Origin of the sequence: Streptomyces polyasparticus (assembly GCF_014493765.1) — a bacterium.
Classification (GTDB): domain Bacteria; phylum Actinomycetota; class Actinomycetes; order Streptomycetales; family Streptomycetaceae; genus Streptomyces; species Streptomyces polyasparticus.
On sequence record NZ_JACTVJ010000005.1, the window covers coordinates 750,358 to 772,218 of the forward strand.

Annotated in this window: 18 protein-coding genes and 3 pseudogenes; 12 read left to right on the forward strand and 9 right to left on the reverse strand. The window is 71.1% G+C overall.

Features of this window, described 5'->3' with window-relative positions; genetic code table 11:
* Positions 1-79 precede the first annotated feature (79 nt).
* From H9Y04_RS11685 to H9Y04_RS48655, 10 genes and pseudogenes are all read left to right on the forward strand, one after another.
* On the forward strand, positions 80-1,474 hold the full coding sequence (locus H9Y04_RS11685; protein WP_308800945.1) for a M20 family metallopeptidase: 1,395 nt from the start codon (positions 80-82) through the stop codon (positions 1,472-1,474).
* Positions 1,471-2,430 (forward strand): DODA-type extradiol aromatic ring-opening family dioxygenase, encoded by a 960-nt coding sequence (locus tag H9Y04_RS11690; protein WP_187813667.1) that lies wholly within the window; start codon positions 1,471-1,473, stop codon positions 2,428-2,430. Before H9Y04_RS11685 ends, H9Y04_RS11690 begins: the two co-directional genes overlap by 4 nt.
* Positions 2,427-3,290, forward strand: a complete 864-nt coding sequence (locus H9Y04_RS11695; RefSeq protein ID WP_236070719.1) for an IclR family transcriptional regulator — start codon at positions 2,427-2,429, stop codon at positions 3,288-3,290. The genes H9Y04_RS11690 and H9Y04_RS11695 overlap by 4 nt, the downstream gene beginning before the upstream one ends.
* 186 nt (positions 3,291-3,476) lie before the next feature.
* Positions 3,477-4,481 (forward strand): NAD(P)/FAD-dependent oxidoreductase, encoded by a 1,005-nt coding sequence (locus tag H9Y04_RS11700; RefSeq protein ID WP_187813668.1) that lies wholly within the window; start codon positions 3,477-3,479, stop codon positions 4,479-4,481.
* Positions 4,482-4,488: 7 nt separating this feature from the next.
* Entirely contained in the window at positions 4,489-4,809 is a 321-nt protein-coding gene (fdxA, locus tag H9Y04_RS11705; protein WP_187813669.1) for a ferredoxin, read from the forward strand.
* Positions 4,806-5,669, forward strand: coding sequence for a 2-keto-4-pentenoate hydratase (locus tag H9Y04_RS11710; protein WP_236070720.1), 864 nt, complete (start codon positions 4,806-4,808; stop codon positions 5,667-5,669). Before fdxA ends, H9Y04_RS11710 begins: the two co-directional genes overlap by 4 nt.
* Positions 5,666-6,622, forward strand: a complete 957-nt coding sequence (locus tag H9Y04_RS11715) for an acetaldehyde dehydrogenase (acetylating) (protein WP_187813670.1) — start codon at positions 5,666-5,668, stop codon at positions 6,620-6,622. The genes H9Y04_RS11710 and H9Y04_RS11715 overlap by 4 nt, the downstream gene beginning before the upstream one ends.
* A complete protein-coding gene (gene dmpG / locus H9Y04_RS11720) occupies positions 6,619-7,629 on the forward strand; it encodes a 4-hydroxy-2-oxovalerate aldolase (protein WP_187813671.1) in 1,011 nt (336 codons plus the stop codon). Before H9Y04_RS11715 ends, dmpG begins: the two co-directional genes overlap by 4 nt.
* Complete coding sequence (locus tag H9Y04_RS11725) at positions 7,626-8,426, forward strand: alpha/beta fold hydrolase (RefSeq protein WP_187813672.1); 801 nt, start codon at positions 7,626-7,628, stop codon at positions 8,424-8,426. The genes dmpG and H9Y04_RS11725 overlap by 4 nt, the downstream gene beginning before the upstream one ends.
* A gap of 294 nt (positions 8,427-8,720) precedes the next feature.
* Positions 8,721-8,924 (forward strand): annotated as a pseudogene (locus H9Y04_RS48655) (MarR family transcriptional regulator); the annotation flags it as partial.
* 183 nt (positions 8,925-9,107) lie between these two features.
* On the opposite strand, the pseudogene H9Y04_RS48660 reads toward H9Y04_RS48655, so the two are convergent.
* From H9Y04_RS48660 to H9Y04_RS11745, 3 genes and pseudogenes are all read right to left on the reverse strand, one after another.
* Positions 9,108-9,242, reverse strand: a pseudogene (locus H9Y04_RS48660) (hypothetical protein); the annotation flags it as partial.
* Between the two features lie 316 nt (positions 9,243-9,558).
* Entirely contained in the window at positions 9,559-10,896 is a 1,338-nt protein-coding gene (locus tag H9Y04_RS11740) for a class I SAM-dependent RNA methyltransferase (protein ID WP_187813673.1), read from the reverse strand.
* A gap of 144 nt (positions 10,897-11,040) precedes the next feature.
* Positions 11,041-13,092, reverse strand: a complete 2,052-nt coding sequence (locus tag H9Y04_RS11745; protein ID WP_187813674.1) for an APC family permease — start codon at positions 13,090-13,092, stop codon at positions 11,041-11,043.
* A 96-nt stretch (positions 13,093-13,188) separates the two neighbouring features.
* Here H9Y04_RS11745 and H9Y04_RS11750 point away from each other — a divergent pair.
* A pseudogene (locus H9Y04_RS11750) lies at positions 13,189-13,923 on the forward strand (potassium channel family protein); the annotation flags it as partial.
* A complete protein-coding gene (locus tag H9Y04_RS11755; RefSeq protein ID WP_187813676.1) occupies positions 13,923-14,591 on the forward strand; it encodes a potassium channel family protein in 669 nt (222 codons plus the stop codon). The pseudogene H9Y04_RS11750 and the gene H9Y04_RS11755, both read left to right, overlap by 1 nt.
* 100 nt (positions 14,592-14,691) lie before the next feature.
* On the opposite strand, the gene H9Y04_RS11760 is transcribed toward H9Y04_RS11755, so the two are convergent.
* The 6 genes from H9Y04_RS11760 to H9Y04_RS11785 form a co-directional block, all read right to left on the reverse strand.
* Positions 14,692-15,537 carry a DUF3159 domain-containing protein gene (locus tag H9Y04_RS11760; protein ID WP_187813677.1) on the reverse strand — a complete coding sequence of 282 codons (846 nt, stop codon included), beginning with the start codon at positions 15,535-15,537 and terminating at the stop codon, positions 14,692-14,694.
* 3 nt (positions 15,538-15,540) lie between these two features.
* On the reverse strand, positions 15,541-15,939 hold the full coding sequence (locus H9Y04_RS11765) for an OB-fold nucleic acid binding domain-containing protein (protein ID WP_187813678.1): 399 nt from the start codon (positions 15,937-15,939) through the stop codon (positions 15,541-15,543).
* A gap of 100 nt (positions 15,940-16,039) precedes the next feature.
* Entirely contained in the window at positions 16,040-16,726 is a 687-nt protein-coding gene (locus H9Y04_RS11770; RefSeq protein WP_187813679.1) for a response regulator, read from the reverse strand.
* A gap of 169 nt (positions 16,727-16,895) precedes the next feature.
* Positions 16,896-19,442 carry a sensor histidine kinase gene (locus tag H9Y04_RS11775; RefSeq protein WP_187813680.1) on the reverse strand — a complete coding sequence of 849 codons (2,547 nt, stop codon included), beginning with the start codon at positions 19,440-19,442 and terminating at the stop codon, positions 16,896-16,898.
* Between the two features lie 203 nt (positions 19,443-19,645).
* On the reverse strand, positions 19,646-20,380 hold the full coding sequence (locus H9Y04_RS11780) for an ABC transporter ATP-binding protein (RefSeq protein ID WP_187813681.1): 735 nt from the start codon (positions 20,378-20,380) through the stop codon (positions 19,646-19,648).
* A gap of 76 nt (positions 20,381-20,456) precedes the next feature.
* Positions 20,457-21,524, reverse strand: coding sequence for an ABC transporter ATP-binding protein (locus H9Y04_RS11785; RefSeq protein WP_187813682.1), 1,068 nt, complete (start codon positions 21,522-21,524; stop codon positions 20,457-20,459).
* Between the last annotated feature and the right edge of the window lie 337 nt (positions 21,525-21,861).

Below are 21,861 nucleotides of genomic sequence, written 5' to 3' on the forward strand. Positions count from 1 at the left end.
CCGCCTTCGCGGTGGCCCTGCCCCGCGCGACGAAGCACATCGCGCAGACCACGAGGACCCAGGTCCACCGGATCAACCAGTGAGCGGCGGCAAATCCGTCGACGTGCTCGACGGGCACGACGTGCTCGACGGGCTCTCCGGCCTCGACGAGCAGCGCCGGAGCTGGGTGTCGGAGGCGTGGCGGCACGTCACCGACGAGCGGCTGCGCGAGCTGCTCATCGGGCTCGTCGGCATCCCCAGCCCGACCGGTGACGAGCGGCCGCTCGCCGAGCACATCGCGGCGACGCTCGCGTCGGCCGGCCTGCGCGCGGCCTGCCAGCCGATCGACGCACGGCAGGCCAACGCCTGGGCCCGCCTCGAAGGCGACCGCACCGGACCGGACCTGATGCTGTACGCGCCCATCGACACCCTCACCGTCGGCGAGGAGAGCGAGGACGTGCCGTGGATCGGGCCGAAGCTGCGCGAGGACATGCGCCCCGCCGCCACCGTCTACGACGATCTGGTCACCGGCCTGGGTGCCTCCAACCCCAAGGGCCACGCGGCCTGCGTGATGATGGCGGCCGAGGCGATCGCGCTGGCCGGTGTACCGCTGACCGGGGACCTGGTGGTGGCGTTCGGCGCCGGCGGCATGCCGACCAACGCCCGGCCGGGCAGCGACCGGTTCAACACCGGTCAGGGCGTGGGCTGTTCGTTCCTCCTCGAACAGGGGGTGTGGACGGACTACGCGGTCATCGCCAAGCCGGGCTGGACCGTGTCGTGGGACGAGGTCGGCCTGGTCTGGTTCGAGGTGACGGTGCACGGCACGCACACCTATGTCGGCTCCCGCCACCGGCTCCCGTACGAGAACGCGATCGGCCGCGCCGGTGACGTCGTACGGCACCTGGAGAGGTGGTTCGCCGAGTACGCCGAGCGGCACACCGCCGGTACCGTCGCACCGCAGGGCATCGTGGCGTCGGTGCGCGGCGGCTGGCCGCGCATGGCGGCCGTCACCACCGCGGCCTGCACACTCCGCGTCGACCTGCGGATCGCCCCGGAGACGACACCCCTGCGGGCGAAGCGTGAATTCACCGCCGCCCTGGACGAGTTGAAGCGCTCCCTGCCAGGGCTCGACGCCACGGTGGAGATGATCCTGGCGATTCCCGGCACGTCCACCAGCCGGGAGAGCTGGGTCTTCCGCAGCGCCGTGGCCGGCTGGGAGGCCCTCGAAGGGCGTCCGCACGAGGTCGTGCGCGGCAACAGCGGCGCCACCGACGCCAACATCCTGCGCGGGCGCGGTATCCCGACGGTCCGCGTCGGCATGCCCAAGGTGGCCGACGCGCCCTTCGACATCGACTTCGCGCGCGGCATGAACACCGTCTCCGTACGGGAGATGCAGAAGCTGACCCGCCACCTGATCCGCACGGCGGTCGACACGGTCACCCGTGCTCGCGCGGAGTGCGAGCCCGGCACGGCACCGGAAGGAGCAACGGCATGAGCGAGATCGTGCTCGGCGTGGGGGCCTCCCACAGCACGCTGATGAACACGCACTGGGAGGAGACCTTCCACAAGGACCGCGCCGAACGCTTCCGTGCCGCACTCGGCACGGCCCGCGACGAACTGGCCCGGGTCCGCCCCGACACCGTCGTCCTGATCGGCTCGAACCACTTCCGCGGGTTCTGGCTCGACCTGATCCCGCCGTTCACCATCGGGGTCGGGGAGTGCGTCGCGAGCGGCGAGTCCGGGACGCCGAAGGGCCCCCAGCCGGTGGATGTGCCGCTCGCGCGGCATATCGCCGAGTCGCTGGTGGAGAGCGGGCGCTTCGACCTCGCGTTCTCCGCGCGGCTGCAGATCGATCACGGGCAGTCCCATGCCATCCAATACCTGCTCGACGGGCTCGACGTGGAGATCGTGCCGCTGGTGGTGAACGTCTTCGCGCCTCCGCTGCCGACCCTGCGGCGGTGCGAGGAGCTGGGGCGCGCCCTGCGCGAGGCCGTGCTGGCGTTCCCGGGCGGACGGCGGGTCGCGGTGGTCGGCTCGGGCGGGCTCTCGCACCGGCTGCCCTGGCCCGACTGGCGCGCACCGCAGGGCGACGACGAGGAGTTCATGGTCGGCGCGTGGCTCGACGGCCGCGAGAACTGGCAGGACTACGACGCCCGCCGCCGCGAGATCATCCGGGCCGCCGAGGCGTCTCTCACCCCGGAGTTCGACGAGGAGTTCCTGGCCCTCGTCGAACGCGGCGAGACACACCGCCTCACCGCGTACACCACCGAGGAGCTGGAGAAGGCGGCGGGCAACGGCGCGCAGGAGCTGCGGACTTGGCTCCTGATGGCCGCCGCCCTCGACCATGCGCCCGGCCGGCGCCTCGCGTACGAGCCGATGCCCGAGTGGCTCACCGGGATGGGCGTCGCGGTCATCGATCCGGCCGCCGTGGATTCGGGGCAGTCGGCATGAAGGCGCCGGCCGAGGCAGGCGTGGCCGGTCACCGCCCGGGCTCAGGTTCCGGTTCCGGTTCCGGCTCCGGCTCCGTGCTCTCGGCGCACAGCGTGCCGGGGCCCGGACCGGAACCGGCCGACGGCTGCGACCCGATGAACTCCGTTCTGGGGAAGGTCCGTCCGATCCTGGAGGCCTTCACCTCCGACGACGCCGCGCTCTCGCTCGCCGAGCTGGTGCGGCGTTCGGGGGCGGCCAAGGCCACGGTGCACCGGCTGGCCGGGGAGCTCGTCACCTGGGGGCTGCTCGAACGTGAGGGATGCGACTACCGGCTCGGCCTGCGCCTGTTCGAGCTGGGGCAGCGGGTGCACCGCCAGCGCATTCTGCGCGAGGCCGTGCAGCCGTACATGGAGGATCTGCTCCTGATCACCCGGGAGACGATCCACTTCGCCATCCACGACAGCCTGGACGTGGTCTACCTGGACAAGATCTTCCCGCACCGCGGTCTCAACGCCGAGTCACGGGTGGCCGGCCGGCTCCCGCTGTACTGCACGGGCACCGGCAAGGCGATCCTCGCGCACTCCCCGCCGTCGCTCTTCGTCGACGTGGTCCGGGGCGGGCTCAAGCCGCTCACCCGGCACACGGTGGTCTCGCCGGGACGTCTGCGCGCCCAGCTCGACCGGATCCGGGAGGAGGGCATCGCCCTGGAGTCCGAGGAGATCAGGCTGGGTTACGCGAGCCTGGCCGTGCCGGTGTTCGCCGGGGGCACCACCCTGGTGGGCGCGCTGTCCATCACGGCGCCCACGTACCGGATGGACGCGGCGGGGCACGCCACGGCCCTGCGTACGGCGGCTCTGGGGATCGGCCGGTCACTGGCGTGAAGACGTGACGCGGTATGCGCATGAAGGGGCCCACCAAGAGGTGGGCCCCTCGCCTCGTTCCGGCCCGCTCGTCGTGCGTCCCGGCCACCCGTCGTCCGCGCCTCCCGAGCACCCGTCGTCCGCGCGTCCCGGTCACCGGAACGACTCCGTAGGGAGAACCACCCCCGCGTTCCTACGCTCACGGACATGAGCCAACTCACCGACGACACCGGCGTCCTGACCACCGACGTCCTGATCATCGGCGCCGGTCCGGCGGGCCTCTACGGCGCGTACTACGCCGGGTTCCGCGGCCTGTCCGTCACCGTCATGGACGTCCTGCCGCAGCTCGGCGGGCAGATCAGCGCGATGTACCCCGAGAAGCCGATCTTCGACATCGCCGGCTTCCTGTCCGTACGCGGCCGCGACCTGGTGGACGGTCTGGTCGCCCAGGCCGAGCCGTACTCCCCGCTCTACCTCCTCGACCACCGGGCCGCCGAACTGGCGCACGGCGCCGACGGCCTGCCCGTCGTCACCAGTGACCAGGGGACGACGGTGCGCGCCAAGGCCGTCGTCATCACCGGCGGCGTGGGGACGTTCACACCGCGGCCGCTGCCCGCCGGGGAGGAGTTCCTCGGGCGCGGACTCTCCTACTTCGTGCCGGACCCCTCCGTGCACGCGGACCAGGACCTGGTGGTCGTCGGCGGCGGCGACAGCGCCTTCGACTGGGCGGCCCTGCTCGCCCCGATCGCCCGCTCGGTCACCCTCGTTCACCGCACCGCCCGCTTCCGCGCCCACACGGCGTCGGTCGAGAAGGTGCGCGCGCTCGGCGTGGAGATCGTCACCGACAGCGAGGTGAGCCGGCTCATCGGCGCCGACCGGGTGGAGCGGGCCGAGATCCGCCACCGTACGACGAAGGAGACCCGCGTCGTCCCGGCCCAGGCCGTGGTCGCCGCGCTCGGCTTTCTCGCCGACCTCGGCCCGCTCAAGGACTGGGGGCTCGGCCTCAATGCCCGGAAGATCACCGTCGACACCCACATGGCGACCAACCTGCCCCGGGTGTTCGCCGCGGGCGACATCACCGACTACCCCGGCAAGGTCCGCCTCATCTCGGTCGGCTTCGGCGAGGCCGCCACCGCCGTCAACAACGCGGCCACCGTCATCGACCCGGAGGCGGCCCTGTTCCCCGGGCACTCCACCGAGAAGGAGCACTGAGCACACCATGGCGTACGTCATCGGCGCGTCCTGCGTCGACATCATGGACCGGTCCTGCATGGAGGAGTGCCCCGTCGACTGCATCTACGAGGGCGAGCGCAAGCTCTACATCAATCCCATGGAGTGCATCGACTGCGGGGCCTGCGAAGTGGCCTGCCCGGAGCAGGCGATCACCGTCGACCGCAAGGCCGACCCCGCCTTCCGCGAGGACAACCGGCGCTTCTTCGTGGAAGTCCTGCCCGGCCGCGACAGCGCGCTGGGGTCCCCCGGCGGGGCGACGCCGCTCGGCCCGGTGGGCGTCGACACCGAGCTGGTGAGCGCCCGATGAGCGCGGCCGATGCCACAAAGGCAGCCGACGTCACAAAGGCGGCCGACGTCACAAAGGCGGCCGACGTCACGAAGGCGGCCGACCTGCTGTTCGCGGCCGAGCGTACGAACTCCCCCTGCCCACCGGTCCGTTCCCTGCTCCTCGAGGGCGACCTCGACGCCGCGTACGCCGTGCAGCGCGTCAACGTCGAACGCGGCCTGGCCGCGGGGCGCCGGATCGCCGGCCGCAAGATCGGCCTCACCTCCCCCGCGGTCCAGGCCCAACTCGGCGTAGGACAACCGGATTTCGGCACGCTCTTCGCCGACATGGCCGTCCCCGACGGCGGCACCGTCGCGGCGGGGCGGCTCATCCAGCCGAAGGTCGAGGCGGAGGTGGCGCTGGTGCTCGGCGCGGACCTGCCGCACCGCGAGTGCACCGTCGCGGACGTGATCCGGGCGACCGACTTCGCCCTGGCCGCCCTGGAGATCGTGGACAGCCGCAACGCCGACTGGGACATCACCATCGTCGACACCGTCGCCGACAACGCCTCCAGCGGCCTGTACGTACTCGGCGGCACCCCCGTACCGCTGTCGGGCCTCGACCTGCGCGCCGTACGGATGACGATGACGCGCGACGGCGCGGCGGACCCGGTGTCCGAGGGCACGGGTGCCGACTGCCTGGGCGGCCCGCTCAACGCCGCCGCCTGGCTCGCCTCGACGCTGGCCGCCGCAGGCGATCCGCTGCGCGCCGGGGACGTCGTGCTCACCGGGGCGCTCGGGCCGATGGCGGTCGCCGCGCCCGGCGACCGGTTCGAGGCGCGCATCAGTCAACTGGGCCGTATCAGCGTGCGGTTCGCGCCGCAGGAGGGACACACCGCATGAGTACGACACGTACCAAGGTCGCCGTCATCGGCTCCGGCAACATCGGCACCGACCTGATGATCAAGATCCTGCGCCTCTCGAAGTCGCTGGAGATCGTCGCGATGGCCGGCATCGACCCGGACTCCGACGGCCTGGCCCGCGCCCGCCGTCTGAAGGTCGCCACCACGCACGAGGGCGTCGAAGGCCTGGTGAAGATGGCGGAGTTCGAGGACATCGAGATCGTCTTCGACGCGACCTCGGCCGGCGCCCACCGCCACCACGAGGACGTCCTGCGCCCCCTCGGCCGCACGCTGATCGACCTCACCCCGGCGGCCGTCGGCCCGTACGTCGTCCCGCCGGTGAACGGCGAAGCCCACCTCGCCGCCCCGAACGTCAACATGGTCACCTGCGGCGGCCAGGCCACCATTCCGATCGTCGCCGCGGTCCACGCGGTCACCCCGGTCCACTACGGCGAGATCGTCGCCTCGATCTCCTCGCGCTCCGCCGGGCCCGGCACCCGCGCCAACATCGACGAATTCACCGAGACGACCTCCTCGGCCATCGAGCAGGTCGGCGGCGCGGCCCGCGGCAAGGCGATCATCGTCCTCAACCCGGCGGAACCCCCGCTGATCATGCGGGACACCGTGCACTGCGTGGTGTCGCAGAGCGACCGGCAGGCGATCACCGCGTCCGTCGAGGAGATGGTCGGCCGCGTACAGGCGTACGTGCCCGGCTACCGCCTCAAGCAGAAGGTGCAGTACGAGCCGGTCCGCCCCGGCCACCCCCTGCACTCCCTCGCACCGGCCGGTTCCGGTGACGCCCTCAAGGTCTCGGTGTTCCTCGAAGTCGAGGGCGCCGCCCACTACTTGCCCGCCTACGCCGGGAACCTCGACATCATGACCTCGGCCGCGCTGCGCACCGCCGAGCGCATGGCCGCCCACCGCGCCACTGCTTCGAAGGAGGCGGCCAAGTGACCAGCCTTTACGTCCAGGACGTGACCCTGCGGGACGGCATGCACGCCGTCCACCACCGCTACACCACCGACCAGGCCCGTACGATCGCGGCGGCCCTCGACGCCGGGGTCGCCGCCATCGAGATCGCGCACGGCGACGGACTCGCCGGCTCCAGCGTCAACTACGGTGTCGGCGCGCACACCGACTGGGAGTGGATCGAGGCGGTCGTCGACGCGACGACGACCGCGATCCCCACCACGCTCCTCCTCCCGGGCATCGGCACCATCCACGACCTGAGGCAGGCCCACGCGCTCGGCATCCGCTCGGTGCGCGTCGCCACCCACTGCACCGAGGCCGACATCGCCGCCCAGCACATCGCCGCGGCCCGCGAGCTGGGCATGGACGTCGCCGGGTTCCTGATGATGTCCCACATGGCCGAGCCCGCCGAACTCGCCCGCCAGGCCATGCTGATGGAGTCCTACGGCGCGCACTGCGTCTACGTCACGGACTCGGGAGGCCGCCTCACCATGGACGGCGTACGGAGTCGTTTCCGCGCCTACCGCGACGTCCTCGACCCGGCCACCGAGCTGGGCATCCACGCGCACCACAACCTCGCGCTCGGTGTGGCCAACACCGTCGTCGCCGTCGAGGAGGGCGTCACCCGCGTCGACGCTTCACTGGCCGGGCAGGGCGCGGGCGCGGGCAACTGCCCACTCGAAGCGTTCGTGGCGGTCGCGGACCTCATGGGCTGGAAGCACGACTGCGACCTGTTCCCGCTGATGGACGCCGCCGACGACCTCGTACGACCGCTCCAGGACCGCGAAGTGCGGGTGGACCGCGAGACGTTGAGCCTCGGTTACGCGGGCGTCTACTCCAGCTTCCTGCGCCACGCGGAGGCCGCGGCCGCCCGCTACGGCCTGGACACCCGCACCATTCTGGTCGAGGTCGGCCGGCGCGGGATGGTCGGCGGCCAGGAGGACATGATCACGGACATCGCTCTCGACCTGACGGCGCGAGCCGCCGAATGAGCGCGGCGCACCCCGGCACTGTGCGCAAGGGCTATGTGCCCAGCCGCTTCGGCCAGTTGCACTATGTCGAGTCGGGCGCGGGCGAGCCCGTACTCCTGCTCCACCAGACTCCCCGCTCCTGGACGGAGTACCGCGACGTCCTGCCCCTGATCGGCGCCGGGTACCGGGCGATCGCCATGGACACCGTGGGCTACGGGGCGTCGGCGAAGCCCGCGGGGCCGCATTCCGTGGAACGGTTCGCGGACGGTGTGCAGGACCTTGCCGCCGCGCTCCGCCTCGACCGGTTCCACCTGGTCGGGCACCACACCGGCGGGGTGGTCGCCGTGGAGGTGGCGGCCCGTCTCCGGGAGCGCGTGCTGAGCCTCACGCTGTCGGCGACCGCGTTCGTCGACGAGGAGAAGCGCGGCGGCGGGCACGGGCGGGTCGACCAGGTGGACCCGCGGCCCGACGGCTCACATCTGCGGGAGCTGTGGGACAGACGGCGCGGCTTCTACCGCCCGGGCGAGGAGGCGTATCTGACCCGCTACGTCATCGATGCTCTGACCGTCCTCGACCGCGTCGAGGAGGGGCATGAAGCACTGCGCCGCTACGCCATGGAGCCCCGCCTGCCGCACATCACCGCACGCACCCTCGCCTTCTGCGCACCCCACGACCACTACTCCCTGCCCTCCCTGGAAAAGTTCGCGTCCGCACTCGGCTGCCCGACCAAGGTGCTCTCCGACGGACACGTGGCGGCCCCGGAACAGGTGCCGCAGGAGTTCGCCGCCACCGTCATGGACTGGGTGTCCCTCGGCTGACCGGGCGGATCCGGACGCACGCGACCGGGTCCGCCCGTCTGCCGACACAGGCGATGGTGATGCCTGCGAACGTTCCCGGGAAGCGTCAAGACGCCGCTGCACCCCGAGGACATCAGCACGTGGTGGCCGACCTCCGCTCAACGCCTGGTGCGCAGAGAGTTCGGCCGCCATGTCCACAGCCATGGGACAAGGCGCACCCGTAAACACTTCGCGCAGCCACACTCGCCTCCACGACGTGAGTCGGAACAGCGCGTCTGCACAGAGCATCAGCCAGGTGGCCTCCGCGCTCGTGGCATGCCTGCCCGCGCTGTCCCGCGCTTGGACCGGCGAGTCGGACAGGACTATGCGACCGCGAAGCCGCCAGAGGCTCAACTCACCCTGCTCCGGCACGTCGAGGCACACGACGGTGTCACCGTACGCAAGGCCGCTGCGTCCTTGCTCATGAAGCCCAACAACGTCAGTGCGCTCGTGACGCAACTGACCGAGCAGGGACTCCTGGAGCGCCGTCAGGACCCTGCTGACAAGCGGGTCGCGCACCTGCACCTGACTGCGAAGGCACGGCGAGAGCCGGCCGAGGCCAACGCCTACTTGCCGGCCCTCGCCGCCGCGCTGATCCTCGGTGGCAAGCTGGGCGACGGTGCGCACCACTCCGCGGTCGACAGCTTCCTTCAGGAGCCGGGACACACGCGGCCGGGACACATTGAGATGTGCCGCGATCTCGGCCTGACGCACGCCGCGCACGTGATACATGCGGGCCACCTTGACCAGCAGCCGCATGTGGTCATCGCTGGGAGTGGAAGCCCCTGCCGCGACCATGACTCAATCCTCGCTCGTCCGGGCGGCCAGGCCGCCGGCCGGGCGGCGTGTCCACGCCGAGCGAGGCATCACGCATACGGACTGCGAATTCTGCAGAACTGCAGCCAAGGAACTGGCCAGCCCGTGCTATTGGCCCTCGCAGCGTCGTAGCGCCCGACCAGCTCTCCGGGGCAGTAGAGCCGTCAAGCCACGGGAGGGCCACGTGCACGGCGGCTCAACGAAGGGCAGACGAGGGAGCGCACGCACTCCGCCCGGTGTGGCCGTCCCAGCCTCGAAAGCAGGTCGAGCAGGCTCACCGAACCTATAAAGGTGCAGGTCAGGAACCCTTCGCTACTGGCTCCAGAACAGCAACACACTCAACATGCGATGTCATCGGAAACAGATCGAACGCCCGCAGCATCCGCACCTTGTACCCGCCCTCGCGGAAGTACCCGAGGTCCCGCGCGAGTGCCGCCGGGTCGCAGGCCACGTAGGCGATGCGGCGTGCGCCGAGGCCCGACAGGTGGCGGACCGTCTGCTTGCCGGCGCCCGCGCGGGGCGGGTCGAGGACGATGAGGTCGACCTCGCTGATGCCCGTACGGGGAAGGACGGACTCGACCTTGCCCTGTTCGATGCGGACGCGGTCGAACGAGGCCAGGTTGTGCCGGGCGTCCTCCACCGCGCGCTTGCCGGACTCGATGCCGAGGACCGCGCCCTTGTCGCCGACGCGGTCGGCGAGGGCGCCCGCGAAGAGGCCGACGCCGCAGTAGAGGTCGAGGGCCATGTCGCCCTTGCGCGGCAGCAGGCCCTGCATCACGGCGCGCATCAGGGTGTCGGCGGCCTTCGGGTGGACCTGCCAGAAACCGCCGTCGCCGACGCGGTACGTGCGGTCGTCGGCGCGCTCGCGGACGAAGGCGCGGCCGTGGACGCGGTGGACCGCGCCGTCCTTCTCGCCGATGCGCTGGACGGAGACCGGCTTGTCGAGTTCGACGATCGGCAGCCGCATCCCCGGGCGCGGGGTGAGGATCACCTGGCGGTCCTGGGAGCCGGAGGCCGCGATGGCCTCGATGGACGCCATCCCCTCCCACGTCCGCTTCTCGATGCCCAGCTCACTCACACCGGCAGCGGCGATCATGCAGTGGTCGATCACCTCGACCTCGTGCGAGCGGTGCCGGCGCAGACCCGCCTTGCCGGACGAGGCATCCACCGCGTACTGCACGCGCGTGCGCCACTGCGGCACCTCGCCCGCGGGGAGCTTGTCGCCCTCGGCCGGCATCACCGTGCCGTCCCAGCCGGCCTCCTCGGGTGTGAGCCCGGCCAGGTGCTGGAGCTGTTCGGCGATGACCTCGCCCTTGAGGCGGCGCTGGGCGCCGGGTTTGGCGTGCTGCCAGTCGCAGCCGCCGCAGCGGCCAGGGCCCGCGTACGGGCAGGGCGCTTCGATCCGGTCCTTGGAGGCCTCGAGGATGGTCACCGCGTCCGCGCGCAGGAAGCGCGCGCCCTCCTCGCCCTCGGTCACGCGCGCGATCACGCGCTCGCCGGGCAGCGTGTGCCGGACGAAGAGGACCTGGCCCTCGGACGTACGGGCGATGCAGTGGCCGCCGTGTGCGACCGGGCCGACCTCGACCTCGTACTCCGTCCCGACCAGCGAGTTCTTCGAATCGGAATCTGCCTGCATGGCGGGGTGGCTCCAAAGCGCTGAGGGATATGGCGGAAGACGGCCCCCGGCCCGAAAGGAAACGGCCGGACGACAACCCACGAGTCTACGTGGGGATCGTCCGGCCGCCTTACCAGCGCGGGGTCGGCCGTTGCCGGCGCGGGGTCAGCCCTTGGCCGACGGCTCCTTGGGGGCCTTCTTCTCGACGGGGCCGCGGCGCACCGCACCCGGCGCGTTCCATTCGGAGCGCTTACGGGCCCGCTTCTTGGCGGCCTCCGAGGACTCCAGCTGATACGGCACCGAGGTCACCATCACGCCGGGCGTGAACAGCAGACGGCCCTTCAGGCGCAGCGCGCTCTGGTTGTGCAGCAGGTGCTCGTACCAGTGGCCGACCACGTACTCCGGAATGATCACCGAGACCGCGTCCCGCGGGCTCTCCCGGCGCAGGTTCTTCACGTACTCGATGATCGGGCGGGTGATCTCGCGGTACGGGGAGTCGAGGACCTTGAGCGGGACGGTGATGTTGCGCCGCTCCCACTCCGCCTTGAGCACCTTGGTCTCGGCCGGGTCCACGTTGACGCTGAGGGCTTCGAGGGTGTCCGAGCGCATCAGCTTCGCGTAGGCGAGGGCGCGCAGCGTCGGCCGGTGGATCTTGGAGACCAGAACGATCGAGTGCACGCGCGAAGGCCGGACGCTGTCGTCGGAGGGGCCCTCGGGCGCGGCGATCTCCTCGGAGACCCGGTCGTAGTGCTTACGGATCGCGCTCATCGTCACGTAGAAGATGACCATGCCGAGCAGCGCGACCCAGGCACCGTGCGTGAACTTGGTGACCAGGACGACCACCAGGACGAGGCCGGTGAAGAAGGCGCCGAAGGTGTTGATCGCCCGCGAGCGCTTCATGTGCCGGCGCTTGGCGAGGTCCTTCTCGGTGCGCAGATGACGGTTCCAGTGCCGCACCATGCCGGTCTGGCTGAGCGTGAAGGACACGAAGACGCCGACGATGTACAGCTGGATCAGCTTGGTCGAGTCGGCCCCGTAGACCCAGACGAGCACCGCCGCGGCGCCCGCGAGCAGCACGATGCCGTTGGAGAACGCGAGCCGGTCGCCGCGGGTGTGCAGCTGACGCGGCAGGTAGCGGTCCTGCGCGAGGATCGAGCCGAGCAGCGGGAAGCCGTTGTACGCGGTGTTCGCGGCGAGGAAGAGGACCAGGGCGGTGGCGGCGGCGAGGACGATGAAGAGGAACGATCCGTTGCCGAAGACCGCCTCGGCGACCTGGGAGATCACCGGGTTCTGCACATAGCCGCTGCCGACCGGCTGACCGTCGCGGATCAGGTCGTGCGCGGGGTTCTCGGCCATCCGTACGTTGCTGGCCATCGCGAGCGCGATGATGCCGCAGAACATGGTGACGGCCAGGGCGCCCATCAGGGCCAGCGTGGTCGCGGCGTTCTTCGACTTGGGCTTGCGGAAGGCGGGCACGCCGTTGGAGATCGCCTCCACGCCCGTGAGCGCGGCACAGCCCGAGGAGAAGGCCCGCAGCAGAAGGAAGACGAGCGCGAAGCCCGCGAGCCCCTGGTGCTCGGGCTTGATCTCGAAGTCGGCGGTCGGTGCCTTGAGCGTGTCGTCGAGCACCAGGCCGCGGAAGGCGCCCCACGCGATCATCAGGAAGACACCGACGACGAAGACGTACGTCGGGATCGCGAAGAGCTTTCCGGATTCCTTGACGCCGCGCAGGTTCATCAGAGTGAGCAGCACGATCACACCGACCGCACAGAGCACCTTGTGCTCGATGACGAACGGGATCGCCGAGCCCAGGTTCTCGATGCCCGAGGAGATCGACACGGCGACCGTCAGGACGTAGTCGACGAGCAGGGCGCTCGCGACGGTCAGGCCCGCCTTGCGGCCGAGGTTGGTGTTGGCGACCTCGTAGTCGCCGCCGCCGCTCGGGTACGCGTGCACGTTCTGGCGGTACGAAGCCACCACGGTGAACATCAGCACCACGACCGCGACCGCGATCCAGGGGCTGAAGTGGTACGCCGACACGCCCGCGATCGACAGGACGAGGAGCACCTCGCCGGGCGCGTACGCCACCGAGGACAGCGGGTCGGAGGCGAACACGGGGAGTGCGATGCGCTTGGGCAGGAGCGTTTCGCCGAGCCTGTCGCTGCGCAGTGCGCGCCCGATCAGAATCCGTTTGGGCACGTCGGTCAGTTTGGACACGCAGAGGATCGTAAGCGTTCGAACGGTGCCCTGCGCACCTGCCCGGGCGCGTGTGTAGCTTGGCCTGTGGTCTGAGACCCTGGTGAAGGCGCAGAGACCGCGTCAAGGCGGACACCGCCGCGCCAGACTCTTAACGGAACATTGACAGCCGGAAGGACGGTCGTGCACATCGTCATCATGGGCTGCGGACGAGTGGGTGCCGCTCTCGCGCAGACCTTGGAGCAGCAGGGGCATACGGTCGCCGTGATCGACCAGGACCCCACGGCCTTCCGCAGGCTCGGTTCGGGATTCGGCGGCCGCCGGGTCACCGGAGTCGGGTTCGATCAGGACACCCTCCGCGAGGCGGGCATCGAGGACGCCGGCGCCTTCGCGGCGGTGAGCAGCGGCGACAACTCGAACATCATCGCCGCGCGCGTCGCCCGCGAGATGTTCGGCATCGAGAATGTCGCCGCCCGTATCTACGACCCGCGTCGCGCCGAGGTCTACCAGCGCCTGGGCATCCCCACGGTCGCCACGGTCCGCTGGACCGCCGACCAGATGCTGCGCCGGCTCCTGCCCTCGGGCGCGGAGCCGCTGTGGCGCGACCCCACCGGCGGGGTGCAGCTCGCCGAGGTGCATGCCTCGACGGCCTGGGTCGGACACAAGATCAGCAAGCTGCAGGAGGAGACCGGCGTACGTGTCGCGTTTCTCACCCGGCTCGGCGAGGCGATCCTGCCCTCGTCGCAGACGGTCCTCCAGGAGGGCGACCTGGTGCACGTCATGATGCGCACCGACGAGATGGAGAAGGTCGAGGCGGCGTTCGCCGAGGGCCCCGAGGAGGGCGGTCACTGATGCGCGTCGCTATTGCCGGAGCCGGTGCTGTCGGCCGCTCCATCGCGGGCGAGCTCCTGGAGAACGGGCACGAGGTCCTGCTCATCGACAAGGCGCCCACCGCCATCTCGGTGGAGCGGGTGCCGCAGGCCGAGTGGCTGCTCGCCGACGCCTGTGAGATCACCTCGCTCGACGAGGCGGCCCTGCAGCGCTGCAACGTGGTCATCGCCGCGACCGGTGACGACAAGGTCAACCTGGTCGTCTCGCTGCTCGCGAAGACCGAGTACGGGGTGCCGCGCGTGGTGGCCCGCGTCAACAACCCGAAGAACGAGTGGCTGTTCAACGAGTCCTGGGGCGTGGACGTCGCCGTCTCCACGCCGCGGCTCATGTCGGCCCTCGTCGAGGAGGCCGTCAGCGTGGGCGACCTGGTGCGTCTGCTTCGCTTCAGCCACGGCGACGCCAACCTGGTCGAGCTGACCCTGCCGCCGGAGTCCGCGCTCGCGGGCACCATCATCGGCGAGATCAGCTGGCCCGAGGACACCTCGCTGGTCACGATCATCCGCGGCACGCGGGTGCTCTCGCCGACCCACGAGGACTCCCTGGAGGCCGGCGACGAGCTCCTGTTCGTGGCGGCCCAGGCGCGCGAGGAGCAGCTGGAGGATCTGCTGTCGGTGCGGCGGGACGACTAGCCGCGGGACGGGCGACGGCCCGCGCGGCCTGCGCGTAGAGCGAGGAGGGGGCACCCGGAACGTTCCGGGTGCCCCCTCCTCGTACGACTGGAGCGAAGTTCTACGGCTTGCGGTGACGAGCCCGCTGGGGCTCCTCCTGGGTGAGGCGCTGCAGGGTCTCGTCCACCAGGGGATCCATCTGCTGGGCGAAGCGCTCCTCGGTGTCGGCCGCGCGTTCGCGGGCCTCCTTGGCCTCCTGCTCGGCCTTCTCCTTCGCCTCCATCTCGGCGAAGACGTCGATCGGCGGCGGAGCCTTCGCCAGGAACACCCACGTCAGCCATACGGCGAGCAGGAACGGCGGGATCTTCAGGGCGATCAGGACCCAGCCGAACTTGGTGGTGTCCGCCCACCAGTACATCGGGAAGAGGATCGCGCACTTGGCGAGCAGGATCAGGCCCCAGGCCCAGCTGGCCTTGGCGTATGCGGCCTTGCGCCCCGGGTTGCGGGTGCGCCAGGAGAGGTTCTCCTTGAAGACCGGGCCGAGGATCAGGCCGATCAGAGGGACGCCGCACAGGGTCGTGATGATGTACGCGAGGGCCAGGCCCAGCGTGTAGAGCATGCCGGGGAGGTAGAAGTCCTTGGCATTGCCGGTCATCATCGCGAAGACCACACCGAAGGCCACACCGAAGACACCGCTGAAGGCGTGCTTGACGGTGTCGCGGCGGGTCAGCCGGGCCACGAGGAGCAGCAGCGAGACACCGAGCGCGGCGATCGCGGAGAGGTGCAGGTCCTTGTTGATCGTGTAGATCGTCACGAAGAGCAGGCCCGGCAGGACCGTCTCGATCATGCCGCGCAGACCGCCGAAGGCCTCGAAGAGGGCGGCTTCGGTGACCGCCTGCACATCCGCCTGGGACGCCTGGCCGCTGGGCCCTGCGTTTTCGTCGGTCGGCTTGTCGACTGACGTCACCGGCTACTCCCGTCCGAGCGGTCTGAGTTCGTACTTCGGGTTGAACAGCACCCGGCGTCCGCGGTCCACCGAGATACGGCCCGATGCGATGAGCTTGCGCCCCGGCTCTATGCCCACGATGGAGCGTCGGCCGAGCCACACCACGTCCAGCGCGGCCGTGCCGTCGAAGAGCTCGGCCTCCAGGGCCGGGACTCCGGCGCGTGGCCGCAGGGTGACGGTGCGCAAGGTACCAGTAACCGTGACGATCTGCCGGTCCCGGCAGTCTCCGATACGGGTGCAGCCTGCCGTGGCCGCGTCCTCCTGCAGCTCCTCCGACTCCAGCTCCGCCTGGGAGGTGGAAAGCCGGTCGAGCATGCGGCGGAAGCGGCCCGCGGGCTTCTGCGGGCGCGGATCGTCACTCATACAGGAAGCGTACCGGGGTGGGCCCGGGTTACTCCTTGGCCCCTCAGCCTGGGCTGTTCCGTTACACGGGATGCCCGGCCCGCGGCCCGGGGAAACCCGCTCACCGCTCGAAGCGGTACCCCATGCCGGGCTCCGTGATGAAGTGCTTCGGGTGCGAGGGGTCCGCTTCCAGCTTGCGGCGCAGCTGCGCCATGTAGACCCGCAGATAGTTGGTCTCCGTGCCGTAGGACGGGCCCCAGACCTCCTGGAGGAGCTGTTTCTGGCTGACGAGGCGGCCCGTATTGCGCACCAGGACCTCCAGAAGGTGCCACTCGGTGGGGGTCAGGCGGACGTCGCGGCCCTCGCGGTGGACCTTCTTCGCGGCCAGGTCGACGGTGAAATCGCCGGTGTCCACGGTGACGTCGTCGTCGCCCGCGCCCGCGACCGGCTCCGCACGGCGCACCGCGGCGCGCAGCCTGGCCAGGAGCTCGTCCATGCCGAAGGGCTTGGTGACATAGTCGTCCGCGCCCGCGTCCAGGGCCTCGACCTTCTCGTCCGAGCTGTGCCGGGCCGACAGGACCAGGATCGGGACCCGGGTCCAGCCGCGCAGGCCCCGGATCACGTCGACGCCGTCCATGTCGGGCAGGCCGAGGTCGAGCACGATCACGTCGGGGTGGCGGGCCGCCGCGAGCTGGAGCGCGGAGGCGCCGTCGGCCGCCGCGTCCACCTCGTACTTGCGCGCCTTGAGGTTGATGACGAGGGCGCGGACGATCTGCGGCTCGTCGTCGACCACGAGCACCCGGGTCATACGTTCCTGCCTTTCAATTCAGCCCCTGGGGGCATCTCAGCCGCTGCGGGCATTCCAGCCCCTGCGGCGTTTGAGCAGATCCGAACGGAGTTCGGATGCAGGGTCCGGGGCGGAGCTCCGGTTTCGGGAAGGGGCGGGGTGGGGGAAAACAACCTGCCGGGAGGCCCCGTCATGACGCACCCGATGCGTCGAGCCCAGCGGGCACATGCTCGGCGACCCGGGCGGCACGCAAGGTGAGCACCATCGTGAGGCCGCCACCCGGCGTGTCCTCGGCAGCGAGCGTGCCGCCCATCGACTCGGTGAAGCCCCGCGCGACCGCGAGGCCGAGCCCCACCCCGGCGCCCCGCGGAGCGTCCCCGTACCGCTGGAAGGGTTCGAAGACCCGCTCCTTGGCGTCGTCGGGGATCCCGGGGCCGCGGTCCACGACCCGGATCTCGACGCGATCGCCGATCGCGCTGGCCGACACCCGTACGGGCTTCTCGTCGGGGCTGTACTTCACCGCGTTCTCGACGATGTTGGCGACCGCCCGCTCCAGGAGCCCCTTGTCCACGCTGACCATGGGCAGCGACTCGGGGATGTCGAGCTCCGCCGCGCCCTCGGGGACGCCGCCGAGCGCCATCGGCACCACCTCGTCGAGATCGATCTCGCGGATCAGCGGGGTGACCGTGCCGGTCTGCAGGCGGGACATGTCGAGCAGATTGCCCACGAGGTGGTCGAGCCGGTCGGCGCCGTCCTCGATCCCTTCGAGGAGTTCGGCCCGGTCCTCCTCGGACCACTCGACGTCGTCCGAGCGCAGCGAGGTGACGGCGGCCTTGATGCCGGCGAGCGGGGTGCGCAGATCGTGGGACACGGCGGCGAGCAGCGCGGTGCGGATGCGGTTGCCCTCGGCCAGCGCACGGGCCTGCTCGGCCTCGCTCAGCAGGCGCTGGCGGTCGAGGACCACGGCGGCCTGTGCCGCGAACGCGGCAAGGACCCGGCGGTCCTCGGCGGGCAGCACCCGGCCGGTGAGCGCGAGGGCCATGTGGTCGCCGACCGGCATGTCGACATCCGCGTCCTCCGGCCGCTCTATGGGGCTGCTCGTACCGACGCTGCCCGCGCAGGTCCACGGTTCGACGTCGCTCTCCCGCTCCAGGAGGGCCACGGACTCCATGTTGAAGGTCTCGCGGACCCTTTCGAGCAGGGCGTCCAGGGTGGTCTCGCCGCGCAGCACGCTGCCGGCGAGGAAGGAGAGGATCTCGGATTCGGCGCGCAGCCGCGCCGCCTGATGCGTACGGCGGGCCGCGAGGTCCACGACGGAGGCCACCGCGACCGCGACGCCCACGAACACCGCGATCGCCACGATGTTGCGGGGGTCGGCGATGGTGAAGCGGTGCAGCGGTTCGGCGAAGTAGTAGTTGAGCAGGAGCGAGCCGAGCGCCGCCGAGGCGAGCGCCGGCAGCAGACCGCCGAGCAGGGCCGCGGCGATCGTCAGGGACAGGAAGAGCAGCATGTCGTTGGCGAGCCCGAGGTCACCCGGGATCGCGGTGAGCAGCAGTGTGAGCAGCACGGGCCCGGCCACACCGGCCAGCCACCCGGCCAGGATCCGGGCACGGCCGAGCCGGGCGCCGCGGGCGACGGGCAGGCCGCGGCCTTTGCCGACGGCGTCGTGCGTGACGATGTGGACGTCCAGGTCGGGGCCCGATTCGCGGGCCACCGTGGCGCCGACGCCGGGCCCGAACACGTACTGCCAGGCCTTGCGGCGGCTGGAGCCGAGCACGATCTGGGTGGCGTTGACTCCGCGCGCGAACTCCAGGAGCGAGGCGGGCACGTCGTCGCCGATGACGTGGTGGAAGGTGCCGCCGAGGTCTTCGACGAGGGTGCGCTGGAGGGCGAGTTCCTTGGGTGAGGCGTTGGTGAGGCCGTCGCTGCGGGCGATGTAGACGGCGAGCACCTCGCCGCCGGCGCCCTTCTCCGCGAGCCGTGCGCCGCGGCGGATCAGGGTGCGGCCCTCGGGTCCGCCGGTCAGGCCGACGACGATGCGCTCTCGTGCCTGCCAGGTCGACTTGATGTTGTGCTCGCCGCGGTACTGCTGCAGATACTCGTCGACCCGGTCGGCCACCCACAGGAGCGCCAGCTCGCGCAGGGCGGTGAGATTGCCGATCCGGAAGTAGTTGGAGAGCGAGGCGTCGATCTTGTCCGGCTGGTAGATGTTGCCGTGCGCCATGCGCCGGCGCAGTGCCTGGGGCGACATGTCGACCAGTTCGATCTGGTCGGCGTGCCGGACCACCTCGTCGGGGACGGTCTCGCGCTGCCGTACGCCGGTGATCGCCTCGACCACGTCGCCGAGCGACTCCAGATGCTGGATGTTCACGGTCGATATGACGTCGATGCCCGCGGCGAGCAGTTCCTCCACGTCCTGCCAGCGCTTGGCGTGCCGCGAGCCGGGGACGTTGGTGTGCGCGAGCTCGTCTACGAGGGCGACCTGCGGGTGGCGGGCGAGCACGGCGTCCACGTCCATCTCCGTGAACGTGGTGCCGCGGTGCTCGAGCTCTCGGCGCCGGATCTCCTCCAGGCCGTGCAGCATCACCTCGGTACGGCGGCGGCCGTGGTGCTCGACGAAGGCGACCACGCAGTCCGTGCCCCGCTCGACGCGGCGGTGGGCTTCGGAGAGCATCGCGTACGTCTTGCCGACGCCCGGTGCCGCACCGAGATAGATCCGAAGCTTGCCGCGTCCCATGGCCCCATTGTCTTTCAGATCCCGCTGCCCAACCCGCTGTCCGGCGCTGGGTCGACCATAAGCCCCGCAATTCGGACAAACGGGATCACAGGGGAGTCCGGGCGCCCCCTTTGACGGGATTCTGATACGCGGCTTCGGAACAGCTGCGGGAAGACGCCGGAAAGGCGCCGTGCTGCGTGCCCTCTACGGGGCCGGTCAGCCCCTCAGTCGCTCTCGACGATCTCGCCGTCGCTCAGCTCCAGTACCCGGTCCGCGAGGTCGAGCATCGCCGGGTCGTGCGTGGCGACCAGGGCCGTGACGCCCTCGCTGCGGACGACCGCGCGAAGGAGCTCCATGACGGCGTGCCCGGTCTCGGCGTCGAGCTGGCCCGTGGGTTCGTCACAGATCAGCAGGGCGGGCTGGTTGGCGAGCGCGCGGGCGATGGCCACGCGCTGCTGCTGGCCGCCGGAGAGCTCGCCGGGGCGCTGCTTGGCGTGCTCGGCGAGGCCCACGAGGGAGAGCAGGAGCGCGACGCGCTCCTCGCGCTCGACGGGGTCCGCCTTGCGCAGCCGCAGCGGTACGCCGACGTTCTCGGCGGCGGACAGGATCGGGATCAGGCCGAAGGACTGGAAGACGAAGCCGATCCGGTCGCGCCGCAGCGCGAGCCGTCCGCTCTCGCCGAGCGAGCCGGTGTCGAGACCGTCCACGGTGATGGTGCCGCCGTCGGGCGAGTCGAGGCCGCCGACCAGGTTGAGCAGCGTGGTCTTGCCGGAGCCCGAACGCCCCTTGAGCGCGACGAGTTCGCCGCGCGGCACGCTGAACGACACCCCGCGCAGTGCGTGCACCGCGGCGGCCCCGCTGCCGTACGACCGGTGCACCCCGTCGACGACGACCATCGGCGCACCCTCGTCGGCGCCGGCCGCGATCGTCCCCGTGGCACTGCTCGCACTCCGCGTCATGCTCAACCCCCCGTACGTACCTGTTGTTGCGCGCCAGTATTCGTCACCGCCCTGCGGGCGGGCAATGCACGAAGCCCTATTCCGTGGCCGGGTCCGGGGCTGGGGCTGGGCCTGGGTCTGGGGCAGGGCCGGGCTCTGGGCCTGGGCCTGGGCCTGGGTCTGGGCCTGGGTCTGGGTCCGTGGCCGGGTCCGGGTCCGAGGGCCGGTCCGCGGCCCAGACGCCCACGTGATCGGTTTCGCCGGTCAGGCGGACCCGCCCCCGCAGCCCGTACCGCTCCACGTACTCCTGGGGCAGCTGCAGCCGTCCCGCGCGGTCCAGGACGGTGAACTCCTCGGCGAACTCCCGCTCCGCGCCCCGCAGCGTCTCCGTCGAGGTGCGTCCGTCGCGGATCCGTACGGTGCGCCGTACCTGCTCGGAGACCTGGGGGTCATGGGTGACGACGAGGACGGTCGCGCCCAGCTCCTCGTTGGCGCGGCGCAAGGCGGCGAAGACGTCCTCGCCGCTGGCCGTGTCGAGTTCGCCCGTGGGTTCGTCGGCGAGCAGCACCCGGGGCTCGTTGGCGGTGGCGACCGCCACGGCGACGCGCTGCTGTTCGCCGCCGGAGAGTTCGGCGGGGCGGCGGTCGCGGCAGTGGGCGAGACCGAGGGTGCCGAGGAGTTCGGCGGCGCGTTCGTGGCGCTTGCGGCGGGGCACCCGGGCGTACTTCATGGGGAGGGCGACGTTCTCCTGGGCCGTGAGGTACGGCAGCAGGTTGCGCCCGGTCTGCTGCCATACGAAGCCGACGGTGGCGCGCCGGTAGCCGAGCCGTTCGCGGCGCCCCATGGCGAGGAGGTCGTGTCCGGCGACGCGGGCGCGTCCCGCGGTGGGCAGGTCGAGGCCGGAGAGGATCGACAGGAGCGTGGACTTGCCGGAGCCGGAGGCGCCGACGAGAGCCACGCACTCGCCCTCGGAGACGGTCAGGTCGAGGCCTTGGAGCGCCTGCACCTCGACTTCCTGGGTGCGGTAGACGCGTACGAGGTTGTCGCAGACGATCACGCCGTCGTCGAGGCTCCGCGTGGTGGCGGAGCGGGCGCGTGCCTCCAGGTCGGCGAGCCGGGGACCGCGCGACTCCCGTTCTGCGCCCGGCTGTTCAGATCGGCTCATGGCCCCTCCGTCCGCTGGGCGGCGCGGGGTCGCCCGGGTGTGCGCTGGTACGTGGTCGCTGGTACGTGGTCGCTGCGCCGGCGGGCGTCGGGACGGCACCGTTCCTTCGCCGGGCCGGGGCTGTTCCGCGGTCGGTACGGTGCCGTTCCGCCGCGGGCACTGAACCGTCCCGTCGCCGATACGCAGCCGTCGCGAGGTCGATACGCCACCGTCCCACCGCCGCAACGCGACCGTCCCGCGGCCGATACGCCACCGTCCCCACCGCAGAACGCCACCGTCCCCACCCCGCAACGCAACCGTCCCCCGGTCGATACGCCACCGTCCCCACCGCAGAACG